The following is a 17,219-nucleotide window of genomic DNA, read 5'->3' on the forward strand; positions in this document are numbered from 1 at the left end:
ACGCGTGAACACGCGCCGCGCCCCCGCCGTGAGCCCCCTGCCCCTGTGGGCGGGGGGCCTCGGCGCGCTCGCCCTCCTCTTCCTGGCTCTGCCCCTCCTCTTCATGCTCGGGCGCGTCAACTGGGCCGACCTCGCCGCCACCCTCGCCACCGACCAGGCGGCCTCCGCCCTCGCCCTGTCCCTGCGCACCTGCCTCCTCGCCCTCGGGGTTGACCTGATCCTCGGCGTGCCCGCCGCCCTCCTCCTGTCGCGCTCGTGGCGGGGCGTGCGCGCCGCCCGCATCCTCGTCGCACTGCCCCTCTCCCTCCCACCCGTCGTCGCCGGCATCGCCCTGCTCGCCGCCTTCGGCAGGCGCTCCACGCTCGGCGTGCTGCTCGGCGGGGCCGGCCTCGACATCGCCTTCACGACGACCGCCGTCGTCATCGCCCAGGTCTTCGTGTCCCTCCCCTTCCTCATCGTCACGCTCGAATCCGCCCTCCGCGCACGCGAGCCGGGGCTCGAGGAGATGGCCTCCTCCCTGGGCGCATCCCCCACGCGCGTCTTCTGGCAGATCACACTCCCCACCGTCCTGCCCGGCCTCGGACGCGGCACTGCCCTGGCGCTGGCCCGATGCCTCGGAGAGTTCGGAGCCACCCTCACCTTCGCGGGGTCCATGCAGGGAGTCACCCGTACGATGCCCCTGCAGATCTACCTCGCCCGAGAATCCGACGCGGACTTGGCCCTCGCGCTCGGCGTCGTCCTGCTCGCCGTCGCGCTCCTCGTCGTCGCGCTCACAGAAACCCCCTGGGGACGCGTTGCCTCCCTGCTGCGCGGGGCTTCCCCCCTGCGCGGGGCCACGAGGCGGGCAGAGGGCGCCGGTGCCGAGGGGACGGCCGACCGGACGCCCTCTCGGGAGGCCCTCGCCCCCGATCGTGCACCGAGTGAACAGGCCCCCGTCACCGGCGAAGGGGCCTCGGCCGAAAACGCCCCGAGTGAACCCGTGCCCGTGCGCGTCGCCGGAACGATCGCCCAGCGCGGCTGGGAGGTGCAGGCCAGCCTGGAGGCGGGCCTCGTCACCGCCGTGGTCGGCCACAACGGAGCCGGAAAGTCCACCCTCGCCCAGGTCGTCGCCGGAACCCTGCGCCTCGAGCGCGGGGAAGTCACCATCGGGGGACGCACCGTCGAGGACGCCTCAACTTTCGTGCCCGCGCGCCGACGCGGCGTCGCCATGGTCTCCCAGGCGCCCCGCATCTTCACGCACATGAGCGTCCTCGCCAACGTCGCGTTCCCGCTGCGGGTGCGCGGCGTCGGACGCGCCCAGGCCCGGGCCACCGCCACCGACCAGCTGCGCGCCGTCGGCATCGCCGACCTCGCCCACAGGTGCGCCTCCGACCTCTCCGGCGGGCAGGCCGCCCGCGTCGCCATCGCCCGAGCCCTTGCCTTCCGGCCCGACGTGCTCATCCTCGACGAACCCACAGCCGCCCTCGACGTCGAGGCCACCGCCCAGGTCTCCGCCGTCTTGCGCGAACGCCTGAGCCAGTCGGGCATCACCACCCTCCTCGTCTCTCACGACATTGCCGAGGTCCTGGCCCTGGCCTCGCGCATGATCATCATGGGGGACGGCCGCGTTGTCGAGGAAGGGGAACCCGCGCGCATCCTCGCCTCGCCCTCCTCGGTGTTCGCCGCACGCCTGGCTGGCCTCAACATCGTCACCGGCGAGGCGATTAGCGGACCCGGCATGGTTGGCGTGCGCGTCGGCGAGGGAGCGCTGTGGGCGGCTTGCGACAGCGTTGCCCCTGGCGAGCAGTCAGCGCGCGTCGCCCTCACCTTCCCGCCCGAGGCCGTGGCCCTGTCCCGCGAGGAGGCCCACGCCTCGCCGCGTTCCGTCCTGCCCGGCGTCGTCGCGGGCATCGATGTCGATGGCTCCCTCGTGAGCGTGCGCGTCGCGCTCGCGGAGGGTGTGTCGGTGAGTGCCCGAGTCACCGCCTCCGCGTGGTCCGAGCTGGGCCTCGGCGTCGGTGATCGCCTCTGGGCGAGCGTGAAGGCCACCCAGGTCCGCGCGATCCCTATTGCGCCCGGCTCCTGATCGTTTCACTGCCTGACGGTGGCGCGAATTTTGTCACGCTTCATATGTTGTAATTTTTGGTTTTCGCATGAGTGGGATCTGGTCCTCCAAAACGCACAAGGCGACCCATTTTCTCGGTTATTCTGCGGTTTTAGTTGCCGTCCCGTCCTCGGCGGTGGACAGTTTTGACTCTGCGAAAGGGGTTTCCTAAGTTGTGGTGAGAACCCAGGAGGTACCTCATGACAACACAGGGTCATCACGAGGCAATACGCCCCTATCAGCTCGGCATCGACGTCGGCTCGACGACGGTCAAGGCCGTCGTCCTGGACGGAAACCGCCGCCTCTTCTCCGACTACCGGCGACACAACGCGGACGTGCGCGCATCCCTGGGAGCCCTTCTCGCCGATGTCGATCGCGCCCTGCCCGGCGCCCGCGTCCACGCTGCCATCACGGGTTCCGGCGGCCTGACCACGGCGCGCGCCATGGGTATCCCCTTCGTGCAGGAGGTCATCGCCGGCACCGAGGCCACCCAGCGCCTCCACCCCGAAGTCGACGTCGTTATCGAGCTGGGCGGCGAGGACGCCAAGCTCACCTACCTGCACCCCACCCCCGAGCAGCGCATGAACGGCACCTGCGCGGGCGGCACCGGCGCCTTCATCGACCAGATGGCAACCCTCCTGCACACGGACGCCGCGGGCCTGGGCGAGATGGCGACCCGCCACACCCAGCTCTACCCGATCGCCTCGCGCTGCGGCGTCTTCGCCAAGTCCGACATCCAGCCGCTCATCAACCAGGGAGCCGCGCACGAAGACCTGGCCGCATCCATCTTCAACGCGGTCGCCACCCAGACGATCGCGGGCCTGGCCTGCGGGCGACCGATCCGAGGCACCGTCATGTTCCTGGGCGGGCCCCTGCACTTCCTGCCCGCCCTGCGCGAGGCCTACAAGGCCCTCCTGCCCAAGGCCGACGCCTTCGTCACCCCCGACGACGCCCAGCTCTACGTTGCGATTGGTGCGGCCCTGCTGGCCGACAAGGAGGCTGCCAAGAGGCAACGCCAGTCCGAGGAGTCCGGTGCCACCTCCGTCGACTCCCGCGGTGACAAGCTCACCACCCTCATGGAACGCCTCGCCGCCGCCCCCGTCCAGGTCGAATCCCCGCGCATGGACCCGCTCTTCGCCTCCCCCGAAGACCGCGACGAGTTCGTGGCCCGCCACAGCCTCGACGTCATCCCCAAGGCCAGCCTCGACGAGGCCCAGGGTCGCTGCTGGCTCGGCATCGACGCGGGCTCGACCACGATCAAGGCCGTCGTCATTGACTCTTGCGACCGCATCGTCTTCACCCACTACGCCTCCAACGAGGGCGACCCTGTCGCGGCCGCCGTCGACATCGTGCGAGCGGTGCGCGGCGCGCTGCCGCAGGGCTGCGAGATTGGGCGCTCCTGCTCCACGGGATACGGCGAGGGCCTGGTGAAGTCCGCCCTCACCCTGGACGAGGGCGAGATCGAGACGATGGCCCACTACCGGGCCGCCGAGTTCATCTGCCCCGGCGTCACCTCCGTCATCGACATCGGCGGCCAGGACATGAAGTACCTGCGCATCCGCGACCATGCTGTGGACTCCATTTCCGTCAACGAGGCCTGCTCCTCGGGCTGCGGTTCCTTCCTGCAGACCTTCGCGCAGACGATGGGCACCGACGTGCGAACCTTTGCGCGCATGGCCATGGAGTCCGAATCTCCCGTGGACCTGGGCACCCGCTGCACGGTGTTCATGAACTCCTCCGTCAAGCAGGCACAGAAGGAAGGCGCGGACGTGCGCGACATCAGCGCCGGCCTGTCCTACTCCGTCGTGCGCAACGCCCTCTACAAGGTCATCAAGCTCAAGGATCCCTCCGACCTGGGGGAGAAGGTCGTCGTCCAGGGCGGCACATTCCTCAACGACTCCGTCCTGCGCGCCTTCGAGCTCCTCACGGGGCGAGAGGTGGTGCGCCCCGACATCGCCGGCCTCATGGGCGCGTACGGCGCCGCCCTGACCGCGCGCATGCACGACACGGGGGAGGGGACCTCGACGCTCGCGACGATCGAGGCCCTTGAGGGCTTCGGCGTCGACACCACGCGCAAGACCTGCCGCCTGTGCCAAAACCACTGCCAGATGACCATCTCGACCTTCTCCAACGGCGAGCGCCACGTGTCGGGCAACCGCTGCGAGCGCGGTGCATCCCTGGAGCGCGTGCCGAAGAGGTCCGACCTGCCCAACCTCTACGACTGGAAGTACAAGCGGATCTTCGGATACCGCCGCCTCACCGAGAAAAAGGCGTTCCGGGGCGACATCGGCATCCCGCGTGTGCTCGGCATGTACGAGAACTACCCCTTCTGGTTCACGATGCTCACCGAGCTGGGTTTCCGCGTCATGATCTCGGGCCGCTCCAACCACGACCTCTTCGAAACCGGCATGGAGTCCATCCCCTCGGAGAACGTGTGCTACCCCGCCAAGCTCGTCCACGGGCACATCGAGTCCCTGCTGGACAAGGGCATCACGACGATCTTCTACCCCTGCGTTGACTTCGAGCAGAAGCTCACCGAGTCCGAAAACTCCTTCAACTGCCCCATCGTGGCGACCTACCCCGAGGTCATCCGCAACAACATGGAGCGCCTCTTGGATCCGGGCACTCAGTTCATCAGCCCCTTCGTCAACTTCGGCAACCGCGAGTACCTGCCCGCCCACCTGTCTAAGACCTTCAAGGAATACGGCTACGACATTCCGGTCGAGGAGATGAAGGCCGCCCTCGACAAAGCTTGGGAGGAGGACGCCGCCGTCAAGGCCGAGATCCGTGCGAAGGGCGTCGAAACCATCGAGTGGATGCGGGAGCACGGCGTGCGCGGTATCGTGCTCGCGGGCCGCCCCTACCACCTCGACCCCGAGATCAACCACGGCATCCCCGAGGTCATCGTGGGCCTGGGTATGGCCGTCCTCACCGAGGACTCCATCGTGGACGCGCGACTCGAGCGCCCCCTGCGCGTCCTCGACCAGTGGTCCTACCACTCGCGCCTCTACGAGGCCGCCGCTCGCGTCGGAGACGAACCCGACCTCGAGATGGTCCAGCTCAACTCCTTCGGCTGCGGCGTCGACGCGATCACCGCCGACCAGGTCCAGGAGATCCTCGAGGGCCGCGGCGACGTACACACCGTCCTCAAGATCGACGAGGTCTCCAACCTGGGTGCCGCCAAGATCCGCCTGCGCTCCCTCGACGCCGCCATCGCCGAGCGCGCCTCCCTCGGCTCCGCGATCGACGAGGCCGGGGACGGGGACGGCGAAAACGGAGCGGATCGAGCGGAACTGGCCCCCGCCTCGTCCGTGGGCCTGGTGTCGGGTTCCGTCGACACCGCCACCCTGCGCGATCCCTCCGGCGACGCCGCCCGCGAGGAGGAGGCCGGGCACATCCAGCCCCGCGCCGTCTTCACCGAGGAGATGCGCGAGGCCGGATACGAGATCCTCGCGCCCCAGATGTCCCCGATCCACTTCCGCTTCCTCACCCCGCTGTTCGCGAGCGCGGGCCTGAAGGTGCGCGTGCTGGAGCACACGAGCCGCACCTCCATGGAGGTCGGCCTGAAATATGTCAACAACGACTCGTGCTACCCGGCGATCGTTGTCATCGGTCAGCTCCTCGACGAGTTTGTTTCCGGGCGCTCCGACCCCGACCGCACGGCCGTCGGCATCACGCAGACGGGCGGCATGTGCCGCGCCAGCAACTACGCGGCCCTGCTGCGTAAGGGCCTGCGTGACGCCGGATACCCGCAGGTCCCCGTCATCGCCCTGTCCGTCCAGGGCTTCGAAGACAACCCCGGCTTCCGCCTGGGCGTCACCCACATCCACAAGGCCATCCAGGCCTTCGTCATCGGCGACGCCATCCAGTCGATGCTCCTGCGCGTACGCCCCTACGAGGTCGAACCCGGCTCCGCGATGGACCTGTACCGCACGTGGGACGGCTACGTCCAGGAGTGGATCTCCTCCGGACGCGTCGCCGCCCTGGGTGGGCGCACCTCGTACTCAAAGATCATCCGCGAGTGCGTGCGCGCCTTCGACGCTCTGCCCCTGCGCGACATTCCGCGCAAGCCGCGCGTCGGCCTGGTCGGCGAGATCCTCGTGAAGTTCCACCCCGACGCCAACAACCACGCCGTCGACGTCATCGAGGCCGAGGGCTGCGAGGCGGAGTTGCCCGGCCTCATGCAGTTCTTCCACAACTCCGTGGCCACCGCCGCGTGGGACAAGGAGAACCTGGGTATCGAGGGCAAGCAGCGCTACATCATGCCGATCGTGCTGTGGGCTCTCAAGAAGTACGAGAAGCCCGTGCACCGCGCGTTTGCGGCGACGAACGGAAAGTTTGAGGCGCACCGGCCCATCGAAGAGATGATTGCGCGCTCCCAGGACATCGCGCGCCTGGGCAACCAGGCCGGCGAAGGCTGGTACCTGACCGCCGAAATGGTCGACATGATCGAACACGGCTGCCCGAACATCATCTGCGCCCAGCCCTTCGCGTGCCTGCCCAACCACGTCGTCGGCAAGGGCATGTTCCGCGCGCTGCGCACCCGCTACCCCGAGGCCAACATCGTGGCCGTCGACTACGACCCGGGAGCCTCGGAAGTCAACCAGCTCAACCGCATCAAGCTGATGCTGGCCACCGCCCTGCAATCCCCCGACGCGCGCGATGGCGACGTCCTGCACCTCGTGGACGCGGAGGAGCCGCCCGGTGGCTTGGGAGCGGTCATGCTCGGAATGCCCACCATCCCCCGTAGGAGGGCCGCGTTCCGCTAGGTCGCAGCAGCCGCGCACTCCGCCTTTACTTCCCTTGGCGTACTACGACAGACGTGCTATGTTTGTCGTGTGGTTGGGAGTGCCCAGCCACGGCCTCGTGAACGGAAGGAGGAATCGATGATCAGTGCCGACGCGATCAGGGGATACATTGACCTCATCGTGCTGGGGCTGCTGCGCGAACGCCCGTCCTACGCCTACGAGCTGGCCAAGACCATCAGCCAGGTGTCTCAGGGGCAGTACGCCATCAAGCAGACGACCCTCTACTCAGCGCTCAAACGACTGGAAGGGCAAGGGGTCACCGAGTCCTACCAGGGTGTCTCAGAATCGGGCAAGACCCGCACATACTACCGCCTGGGCCCTACCGGCCAGGCCTACCTCAACGACAAGATCGCGGAATGGGCCGACACCAAGAACCTCGTCGACCGCTTCGTGGAAGGAAGAGAATGATGGACACCATCGACAATTTCCTCGACGCCATGTTCGCACCCTACCCAGCCTCGACACGACTGACCGACGCCAAAGTCGAACTGCGCGCCATGATGGAGGACGCCTACGCCGACGCCATCGCCTCCGGCATGACGCACAACGAGGCGGTCGGCCGTGTCATCACCGACTTCGGGAACCTCCAGGAGATCGCGCCCGTTCTCGGCATCGCCGACGACCTCACCGCCGCTGAGAAGGCGCCCCAGCCGGAGGCCGCCCCTGCGCCGGCCGGGACCGAGGGGGTCGGGGCCCCGAGCCGGCCCCGCGTCACACTGCCCGAGGCGCAAGAACTCGCCGAGGCGCGCAGACGCGGGGCCGCCAGCCTGGGACTCAGCGTCGCCATCCTGGTCTCGACGGGCATCCCCCTGTTCGCGTTCCGGGGACTGTCGGAGACAGGCCTCGTCCCCTTCAACGAGGACACGGCCACCTTCCTCGCCCTGGCCGTAGACCTGCCCCTCGTCGCCCTCGGCGTCATCATGCTGCTGACCAGGTCACGGTTGTTCACCAACGTCAAACACCTGGTGGACCTGGAGTTTACGCCCGACCCCATCGTCACGGCGTGGGCGGCCAGACTGCGGCTCGAGCACGAGGACCGGCGTATGCGGCGCCTCGCCATCGCCGTCGGACTGTGGATCTGCGCAGCGCTGCCACTCGCAGTGGTCCAAGCGCTGCCGCCCATCGGCGTCGGCATGGGCGTGCCAGCGGGCGCCGACAACGGGACGCTCAACGGCGGCGACCTGTCCGAGCTCGCCCTGGCGCTGTCGGTGGTGCTTGTGGCGCTCGGCCTGTGGATCTTCCTGCCCGCCAACTGGGCCGTGCAAACGCAGCAGACCCTCATCCGCGACGGCCGCCAAGAGTACGACTACAACGAAGAGAACTACCGCGACCCCGTCATCGGGATCGTCGCCAGCGTCTACTGGCCGTGCGTCATCGTCGCTTACTTCGTGTGGGGGGCCGTCTTCAACCAGTGGGACAAGTCGTGGGTGCTCTTCCCCATCTCAGGACTGCTGTTCGGGGTCTTCGCCGCAGCGCGGACGTCGGTCCGCCGTGCCAAGGCCGGTCCCCAGTAGGCGGTGGCGCGGGGGACGGTTCCCGGTGGCCGCCTCCGCGCCGCGGGCTGCCTACCGAAGCCCCTGAGGCGGGGCAGGCATGAAGCCTCGTCCGATCTCGAAGCCCGCCGGAGCCCACCCCGTGCCGTAGGACAGTCGCACCGACACCTCGCGCATGCCCGAGGCCGGCCACTCCACCGGGAAGAACCCCGTCTCGCCGGGCGCGACGTCCAGGAACGCCGGGTACTCCCACGTGACGTGGCCTTCCTCGACCACGTGGCACAGGAACTCCAGATCCGATGTGGACGTGAACGTCATGTGGTTGCGTACCGTCACCCCCGAATACGAGGGCGCCACCGTCACCGGCGCGTAGTGCAACTCCTCGCCTCGCACCTTGCGCAGGTCCGGGAAACGCGCCTGGGAGTACTCCGGGCGCGTCGGATCGAGAGCGTGGGCGGCGCGGACCTCGTCCTCCTCGTCCCCGATCGCCCAGGCGATGACGCTCGGGTGCGCGCGATCCCGACGTATCGCGGCCTCAATGGCCTCGTTGCGTGCCACCCCCGGGCCGTACAGGTTTGACGCGCAGTCGATGACGTACAGGCCGTACTCGTCGGCCAGATCCAGGAATCGGGCGTGCCCGGGCGCGTCAGCGATCACGACCGTGTTGACGCCGTGGCGCTTACACCACACGATGTCGTCGAGCATCTCCGGGATGTTGACGGCCAGGCCCGTGCGCCCGTCGCACTCGTTGCGGGTCACTCCCCGCAGGGCCAGCGCCTTGCCCGCCAGGCTCACCCCCTGGGAGGTCGCCTCAACGTCGCGGAAGCCGAGGTCAAGGGAGACCGTGTCCTTGACTCCCTCCTCGTCGCGCAGCGTCACGATCAGCCGGTACAGCGCCGGCTCCTCCGCGCTCCACGGGATCACGTCCAGACCCCGCGCGGTCACAACCTCATCAGGAGAAGCGACCGCAGACCACAGCCTCTCCTGCTCGGTCTCGTTCACGAGCGCGGCGTGAACCTCGACACCGCCCGTCGTTTCAACCCGCAGCGTCAGCGCGCCCGCGCGACCATCGTGGGACGTCACCGGCACCACGTCCACGATGTGCGCCGGAGGCCTGGCCTCCAACGACACCTCGCGGAACAAACCGTGGCAGTACACCGGCGAATCCATCAGCAACACGACGAGCGTATGCGAGTGAGTAGGCTGCAACGCGCCGGTCACGTCGAAGGCCGCAGGAATGAAACCGTCCGCGCAGAAACCAACGAACGTTCCATCAACCCACGCGTAGAGAGGGCCGGAGAAGCCGCCGAAAGTCAGCGTCATCATCCAGCCGCGCTCAAGCGCCTCCTTCAATGGGGCATCGAAGATGAACTCGCGGCGCAGAATCGAGGCGTGCACCAGGTCGGAGGGCTCTTCGTCGCCGACACGGGAGGCGTCCTCCTCGCGGGCCTGACCCTCACCGCGCATCCACGAGCCGTCCAGCTCGAGGACGCCGGGCACAGACGTCGCGCTGAAATTCTGATGAGTGGGAGCACAACGAATCAGCTCCGAAGCGGTGCCAGTGGCACCGGTAACCTGCCAGGTGCTCGACAGCATTTGAAGCGGCCTGCGCGACCTCCACGTCGAGTGCACCGTCAGGCGGTTCACCGACGCCCCGGGGTCCCGCAGCCACACGACGTCTGGTTCCGGGATATGTTTCATGTAATAAAAGTACCATTTAATCATTAGTCATGAAATGGCATTGTTTTTTGAAATAAAGGTAAATATGCATTGACATGCGGAATATCTACGGGTGACAAGTGGGATGGTGACCACATTCTGGGATTTATGGTCACGCGGATGGACAAAAATGCCTCGTTGTCGGGAGGTTGTGGGACGGCATAACGAACCCCGGCCTTGTCCCTCGGGGGTGCGCATAACGAACCCCGGCCTCGTCCCTGAGAGTAGGAACGAGGCCGGGGGTGATGCGCAGCGAGGCTACCCCTGCGCTTACTGCGTGCTTACTTCGCGGCGGACTCGCGATCCGAGTTGCGCGTGATCTTACGGGCGAAGCCGTAGAGCAGCCACGTCGCGCCCGCGAAGAACAACAGGCCCAGCACGTTCGCAACGGGGGTGAAGCCATCGCCGATGAACGGCAGCGCCAGCGGCGACTCCGAGCCCGTCGCGCCCGCGATGCCCGCGTAGACGACGCCGAACAGGGACTCGCCGACGATCAGGCCGGTCGCAGCCAGCGTGCCGAAGCGCTTCGCGCGCTCCACGTCCGCCTGCTTGTCAGCCCACCTGTTGTACAGGAAGCCGATGAACGCGCCGATCGGGATCAGGACCGTCAGCGAAGCGGGCAGGTAAATGCCCATGCCGACCGCCAGCGGAGGCAGGGCGAGCTTGCCCTTCGAAGCGGGGCGCAGAACCTCGTCAATGATGATGACGACAACGCCGATCGCAGCGCCGATACCCAGGAGCTTCCAGTCGATGCCGCCGCCGAGCACGCCCTTGGCGAGCGAGGAAATCAGCGAGGCCTGCGGGGCCGCCAGCGCGTCGGGGCCGGCGCCGGGAGCACCCTGGAAGCCGAAAGAGTTCTGCATGAGCTCCAGGACCGGGGGAATGATCAGCGCGCCGAAGACGACGCCGATGATCAGGGCGACCTGCTGCTTCCACGGGGTCGCGCCCACCAGCTGGCCCGTCTTGAGGTCCTGCAGGTTATCGTTCGCGATCGTCGCAATACAGAAGACGATAGCCGAGGTGAACAGCGTGTAGGCGATGAGCGCCGTGTTCTCTTCCGTGGTCGAGCCGCGGCCGTGCACCGCCAGGATGACGACCGCCGTGATGACGACAACCAGCAGGCCGACGCCGGAAACCGGCGAATTCGACGAGCCGATGAGGCCGGCCATGTAACCGCAGACCGCCGCGACCAGCAGGCCGACGAGCAGAATGAAGAGCACCGAAATAGCGATCAGAACAGCCGTGTTGTGCTCGATCTGCGTGCCGCGCATGAACCACCACAGCAGGCCAGCGATCGGAATCATGGCCACGAAGATGGAGACGATGACCCACTTGCCGGGGATATCCTGCTCGGTGCGGTCGATCTGAGCGCCCTCTTCCTTTGCGCCGCGCGAGGCGCGCAGCGACTCGGACATTCCGCGGGCGATCGGACCCATGATCTTGATGAGCGTCCAGATAGCGGCGACCGCCATGACGCCCGCGCCGATGAAGCGCACGTCCGACTTGAAGACCGTGGACAGGGCCGAGGTCAGATCATCCGCGCCGTCCAGCTGGCCGTTCGCGTACAGGGGCAGTAGGACACCGTAGGAGGTGACCATGCCGATCAGCATCGCGATGCCGACCGTCATGCCGACCAGGTGGCCCACGCCGATCAGAGCGAGGGACAGAGAGGTGGAGATCATCGTGCCTGTCGAGCCGAACTTGAAGGCCGTGCCAACCTCGGAGGCCACAACCTTCATGTAGCCCAGAAGCGCCATCGCGGCCGAGGCCAGGGCGCCCCACGTGATGGCCAGGAGGCCACGCTTGTTGTCCTCGCCCGCGTCCTGGGCGTCGCCGACCTTCAGAATCTCGGCGCCTGCCACGCCCTCCGGGTAGGGCAGGTCCGAGCCGGTCACGAGCGCGCGGCGCAGGGGGATCGAGTACATGACGCCCAGCGCACCGCCGACCGCACACACGAACATGGTCTCCCAGTAGGGGAAGCCGCTCCACCAGCCGACAATCACGAGGCCGGGGAGAACGAAGATGACCGCCGACAGCGTGCCGGCCGCCGAAGCGATGGTCTGGACGATGTTGTTCTCCTGGACTGTGTGGTCGCCCCAGAAGCGCAGAACCGCCATCGAGATGACGGCTGCCGGGATCGACGTCGCAAACGTCAGGCCGACCTTCAGACCCAGGTAGACGTTCGCGGCCGTGAACAGCAGCGTAATAATTCCGCCGAGGATGATGCCGCGGAGGGTCAGTTCTTTGAGCGACGTTTGCTTCGTCGCGTTTGGCGCAGACACGAAAAATCCTTTCGCTGCCTTGAATAGATACCCTGCAAGAGTAGTGCATTTATGAGTGGGCGTGAATGGTATGCGGTTACTTAATCTCGTTTTCAACCGTTCTAAATGCCGAGGTCGTGCTCGTTGTGCGTGTTCCGTGTGAGCTTTCGGGGTTGTGGCCCTGCTCCCAGCCCGCCCGGTCGATTTGCGTGCGCAGGGGAGGGCGTAGTAGACTATCCGGGTAGGGTAGCGTGTCCGAGCGGCCGAAGGTGCAGCACTCGAAATGCTGTGTGGTGTCACAGCCACCCTGGGTTCAAATCCCAGCGCTACCGCCACTGCCGCCCGGCCCCATTGGGGCCGGGCGGTTTTGTTATGCCTACGTGACGTGTTGTGCTGCCGCTGGTGTTCCGGGTGCCGGAAGCCCCGGCCGCCCGCGAGGCTAGGCGGCCTCACGTCGTTCGGCGCCGCGCCTCGAAGCCCGCCCGTGCCCTCCGGACCCTCCGGCGCCCTCCACACCAGTGGGGCTTGTCGCTGTGAGTGGTCAGCCTGGGGCCAGGCCTCGCCACCGCCCACCGGCACCGCGGCAGGTCCCTCCGGTGCCCTCCGGCGCCCTCCACACCAGTGGTGCCAGGTCTCTGATGTTGCTCGGTGCGTTGGCTTGTTGTTTGGCCAGGCCCCGCCGCCTCCTGTGGGCGTCACGGGGGTCTCGTGTGTTGAGTTTTTGGGGTGGTCTGGTGTGTGTTGTTACAAACGTCGTCAATCTGATGGCTTTTTGGCTGAAAATGGTCGTTACCGGTCAGTTCGCGCGATGACGTCCAGGAAGTCCCGTATGTGAGGGGGCGGAGTCGTCCCGGCCCAGATGGCGGTGAGCGGGCGGGTGATCTGGAGATTGTTGATCCGAACTCGCACGAGTCGGCCGGCGCGGGCGTCCTCGGACACGGCGAGGGAGCTCAACGCGCCGGGGGCTATGCCGGCCATAATCGCGCTGCGAACGCCGAGCGTGGTCGTCAGCACGGCTGCGGGCTCGGCTGCGAGGGGAAAGCCCGCCTCGGTGAGGGCGTTCTCGAGCGCTTGTCGGGTGCCGCTGCCGGTCTCGCGGAGCACCAACCCAGTGCCCGCCAGTTCACGGACGGACACCCGGCGGGTCTTCGCCCATCGGTGACCGTGCTGCACAACGACTTCGATGGTGTCGTAAGCGACGGTGACCGACCGGAGGCCGGCGGGAACGACAGGGGTCTCGACGAGCCCGAGGTCTGCGGTTCCCTCGCGTATGGCCTCGACGACCGTGCTGCTGTTGGCGGCTGTGACTTGAACGACCGGGCCGTCATTGCCGTGAGAGATGCGCCACCGGGCGATCCAATCCGGTAGGAGGTGTTCTGCGATCGTGAGGCTCGCGGCGATGCGCATCATCTTCCCGCGATCCGTGCGGAGCGAGTTGACAGCATCCGAGAACTCGTCGGCCGCTGTCAGCAGCGTTGTTCCCCAGCCAACAACCAGCTCGCCTGCCGGAGTCAGTCGGGAGCCCCGTGCGGAACGCACCAGCAGTCGCATGCGCAGATCTTTTTCCAGGTTCCGGATGCGCAGAGATATCGCCTGCTGACTCACGCCCAACTGCGCGCTTGCCGCCGACATGCTGCTTTCCTTCGCGACGAGCGCCAAGACTCGCAGTGCCTCCAAGTCCGGCTCGTAGTGCATCTTCCGCCTCCCAGCCACAAGCATAACTTGTATAGCGGACCGTATCTGCCTCTACTCGCGCAAGCGAGTCCCAGGAAATAATGGATGCATGACACAGACCCAGAACATTGCCACTGCCCGACCGGAACACACGCTGCTTGCCCGAGTCCGCGCGCTCCTGCCCGGGCTTGTCCTCTGCCTGGCCGCGGCCGGAGCATCGTACGGGGTCAGCCTGCTGCTGCCGGGAGTCAGCCCGCTCATTATCGCGATCGTGCTTGGCGTACTCCTGGCCAACGTCGTCCGGCTGCCAGCAGCGGCCTCCGACGGCATCGACTTCTCCGCGAAAAAGCTCCTGCGCGCCGGCATCGTCTTCCTCGGACTCCAGCTGGTACTGACCGACATCCTCGACCTCGGAGCCCCAATGCTGGTCGTCGTCGTGTGCATTGTCGCCGGCGGTCTGCTTGGCACCGTTCTCCTGGGGAGGCTGCTGCGGGTTCCATCCGGGCTCTCGCTGCTCATTGCCTGCGGATTCTCCATCTGCGGCGCGGCAGCCGTGGCGGGCGCGGCAGGGGTCACCGACCCGGACGACGAGGCCGAGGAAGACACCATCACCGCGGTCGCCCTCGTGGTGATCTTCGGAACGCTGATGATTCCCCTCGTCCCACTGCTCACGAACCTGCTTGGCCTGGACTCCGAGACGGCCGGGATGTGGGCCGGGGGTTCCATCCATGAAATCGCGCAAGTCGTCGCGGCCGGAGGCATCATCGGCGGCGGAGCGCTCACGGTCGCGGTCATCGTCAAACTCGCCCGAGTGCTGCTGCTCGCCCCGGTCGTGGCCATCCTCAGCATCCGGGAGCGCCGTCTCAGCCGTACGGCAGGCGAACCCAGTCAACAGAGGTCGAGTTCGAAGCTGCCGCCCATCGTCCCGCTGTTCATCATCGGGTTCATCGCCATGGTGCTCCTGCGTTCCTTTATCCCTCTGCCGGACTTCGTGCTGACGACCGGCGGGCTGCTGCAGACAGGGTTGCTGGCTGCAGCGATGTTCGGACTCGGCTGCGGCGTCAAGATTCGGAACCTCATCAAGGTGGGCCTCAAACCCTTCGCCCTGGCCGCGCTCTCCACCCTCCTCGTCGCCACCATCGCCTATTGCGGAGTCACCCTCGCCGGCTGAACATGGCTGGCACCAGGGCGTCACTACGCGCCGCAAACGGTGGTTTTTTGGCTTAGATTGACGACGTTTGTAATAGAAGTCCTCGCAAGGCTCTTCAAATTGCTCCGGTTTGACGACGTTTGTAACGCGGTTGCCCACCGGTCGCTCAGTCAGGCAGGCATGCCTCCTCCACATTCATGAAAGTCCTTGTTACGGCGAGACCTACACCCGATCGGGAGGATTCAACCCCTTCTGATCGGGTTGAGTCCTCCCGATGAGGTTGAATCTTCCGAACCTCTGCTCATTTCGACGTCAGTGGTGGGGGTTTGGCAGCATTAGAAGCTGGCTGTCGGCGTGTCGCCGGCGTGTCGGATCTCTAATGACGTCATTTCCCCGTTTGGTGGTGGTGAGGCTGCGACGTGGGTCGGTGTGCTCGCCAAAGTGCAGACCACCTCGGTGAAAAACGCTGAAAATCGGGGTGTTGTGGGCGAGGTGGTCTGTGTTTTGGGTACAACGGTGTCTGTCGCGGAGTGTTGTTTGTACGCGAACCTCTGACCATGCGCGTTGACCCCTTGGTGCGCACGTAAACCCCTAGACCTGCACGTGGGCGGGGCTGCCCACGCTCATCTCATCGGGTCCACGTGCGGGTTGTAGGGCCCAGGTGCAGGTCATCGGGCCCACGTGCGGGTGAGAGAGACCAGGTGTGAAATGGCGGGGCCGGACATGGCTTCAGGGCCCGCGTGCGTATAGGTGGGCCGATGCGCGGTCAGCCAGATGGCCCGGTGGTCTGAAACCGCCATCGCCTTTGCTCGCTTGTGCCTGTGTGGGTTTGAAACCACCGTCGCCTTTGTGGCGAAAAATGGGCGTTTTTGGTGCGTTTTTCGGGCGCAGAGGTGTCGTCGGTTTCAGCGGTGCCTTGTTTGGGGTGAGCAGTGGTGTCGTTGGTTTCATCGTCGCCATGTTTCTGCGCGCTGCGCGCGAAATTTGTCGCCTGCTCGGTCTGATTGAGTGCGAGCGCGATAAAGTTCGCCCCGCAAGCCCAATATGGACGAAAAACGCTGTTTTCAGGCGTGTTGGGCGAACTTTGTCGCGGAGCAGCAGTCGTGGGATCCCGCCGGGCGAGTTGTGTTGTGCCGCGGTCCTGGCAGCCGGTGTCTGTCGCATCTCCAGTGATGCGACGGAGGCGGGACCCCGAAGGATCCCGCCTCTCGTTGCGTGCGGTGGCCGCGCCGTCGGCGCAGGAAAGCCCGCGCTGGACCATCAGTGCCCGAGCCTCAGCTCGGTGACAACGGCCGCGGTCGCGTCAGGCGCGAACGCTCAGTTCTTCCACCAGCCCTTGACGGTGTCGACCGCGTGGGCGCCCAGGTCGGTCAGCGCGGAGTGGGCGTTTACCAGGCCGGAGGACAGGCGGGCGGCCTGGAAACGGGAGGCGACGTTCTCCCAGTTCACCAGGTTCCACCAGGCCTTGACGTAGTCGGCCTTGACGTTGAGGTAATCCAGGTAGAAGGCGTGCTCCCACATGTCGATCATGAGCAGCGGAACGGTTGCGACCGGGATGTTGCCCTGCTGGTCGGTCATCTGGTAGGTCACGAGGCGCTTGCCGACGGTGTCCCACGCGAGGACGGCCCAGCCGGAGCCCTGCAGGCCCAGGGCGGCGGCGGCGAACTGTGCCTGGAAGGACTCGAAGGAGCCGAAGAACTCGTCGATGGCGGCGCCGAGCTCACCCTCGGGGCGCGAGGCGCCCTCGCCGGTCATGTTGGTCCAGAAGATGGAGTGGTTGGTGTGACCGCCCAGGTTGAAGGCCAGGTTCTTCTCCCACAGGTTGATCGCGGCGAAGTCGCCGGACTCGCGGGCGGCGGCCAGCTTCTCGAGGGCGGCGTTCGCGCCGGCCACGTAGTTGGCGTGGTGCTTGGAGTGGTGTAGCTCCATGATGCGGCCGGAGATGTGGGGCTCGAGAGCGGCGTAATCGTAGGGAAGTTCGGGCAGGGTGTAGACGGTCATGATGCTCCTCCTGGGCGTCGTCGTTTGTCT

9 protein-coding genes and 1 tRNA gene are annotated in these 17,219 nt (G+C 66.5%); 6 read left to right on the forward strand and 4 right to left on the reverse strand.

Annotated features, from left to right (window positions below; all coding sequences use genetic code 11):
• Window positions 1–4 precede the first annotated feature (4 nt).
• The 4 genes from ACTODO_RS04335 (at window position 5) to ACTODO_RS04350 (ending at window position 8,405) form a co-directional block, all read left to right on the forward strand.
• The gene (locus ACTODO_RS04335) at window positions 5–2,065 is read left to right on the forward strand and encodes an ABC transporter permease (RefSeq protein WP_003791842.1); all 2,061 of its coding nucleotides are present in this window, start codon (window positions 5–7) and stop codon (window positions 2,063–2,065) included.
• A gap of 218 nt (window positions 2,066–2,283) precedes the next feature.
• Window positions 2,284–6,852 (forward strand): acyl-CoA dehydratase activase-related protein, encoded by a 4,569-nt coding sequence (locus ACTODO_RS04340; protein WP_003791846.1) that lies wholly within the window; start codon window positions 2,284–2,286, stop codon window positions 6,850–6,852.
• A 117-nt stretch (window positions 6,853–6,969) separates the two neighbouring features.
• The gene (locus ACTODO_RS04345) at window positions 6,970–7,299 is read left to right on the forward strand and encodes a PadR family transcriptional regulator (RefSeq protein WP_003791847.1); all 330 of its coding nucleotides are present in this window, start codon (window positions 6,970–6,972) and stop codon (window positions 7,297–7,299) included.
• Entirely contained in the window at window positions 7,296–8,405 is a 1,110-nt protein-coding gene (locus tag ACTODO_RS04350) for a permease prefix domain 1-containing protein (RefSeq protein WP_003791850.1), read from the forward strand. Before ACTODO_RS04345 ends, ACTODO_RS04350 begins: the two co-directional genes overlap by 4 nt.
• Window positions 8,406–8,456: 51 nt before the next feature.
• Here ACTODO_RS04350 and ACTODO_RS04355 read toward each other — a convergent pair whose 3' ends face one another.
• Both ACTODO_RS04355 and ACTODO_RS04360 read right to left on the reverse strand, forming a co-directional pair.
• Window positions 8,457–10,085: a glycoside hydrolase family 2 TIM barrel-domain containing protein gene (locus ACTODO_RS04355; RefSeq protein ID WP_050749179.1), complete on the reverse strand. Its 1,629-nt coding sequence runs from the start codon at window positions 10,083–10,085 to the stop codon at window positions 8,457–8,459.
• A 299-nt stretch (window positions 10,086–10,384) separates the two neighbouring features.
• Complete coding sequence (locus tag ACTODO_RS04360; RefSeq protein ID WP_003791856.1) at window positions 10,385–12,385, reverse strand: OPT family oligopeptide transporter; 2,001 nt, start codon at window positions 12,383–12,385, stop codon at window positions 10,385–10,387.
• Between the two features lie 224 nt (window positions 12,386–12,609).
• On the opposite strand from ACTODO_RS04360, the gene ACTODO_RS04365 reads away from it, so the two are divergent.
• Window positions 12,610–12,699 (forward strand) — tRNA-Ser (locus tag ACTODO_RS04365).
• Window positions 12,700–13,153: 454 nt separating this feature from the next.
• On the opposite strand, the gene ACTODO_RS04370 is transcribed toward ACTODO_RS04365, so the two are convergent.
• A complete protein-coding gene (locus tag ACTODO_RS04370) occupies window positions 13,154–14,059 on the reverse strand; it encodes a LysR family transcriptional regulator (protein WP_050749180.1) in 906 nt (301 codons plus the stop codon).
• 88 nt (window positions 14,060–14,147) lie between these two features.
• On the opposite strand from ACTODO_RS04370, the gene ACTODO_RS04375 reads away from it, so the two are divergent.
• Window positions 14,148–15,209, forward strand: coding sequence for a YeiH family protein (locus ACTODO_RS04375; RefSeq protein ID WP_003791859.1), 1,062 nt, complete (start codon window positions 14,148–14,150; stop codon window positions 15,207–15,209).
• A 1,296-nt stretch (window positions 15,210–16,505) separates the two neighbouring features.
• On the opposite strand, the gene ACTODO_RS04380 is transcribed toward ACTODO_RS04375, so the two are convergent.
• On the reverse strand, window positions 16,506–17,189 hold the full coding sequence (locus tag ACTODO_RS04380) for a superoxide dismutase (RefSeq protein ID WP_003791861.1): 684 nt from the start codon (window positions 17,187–17,189) through the stop codon (window positions 16,506–16,508).
• Window positions 17,190–17,219: the final 30 nt, after the last annotated feature.

This window comes from Schaalia dentiphila ATCC 17982 (assembly GCF_000154225.1).
Classification (GTDB): domain Bacteria; phylum Actinomycetota; class Actinomycetes; order Actinomycetales; family Actinomycetaceae; genus Pauljensenia; species Pauljensenia dentiphila.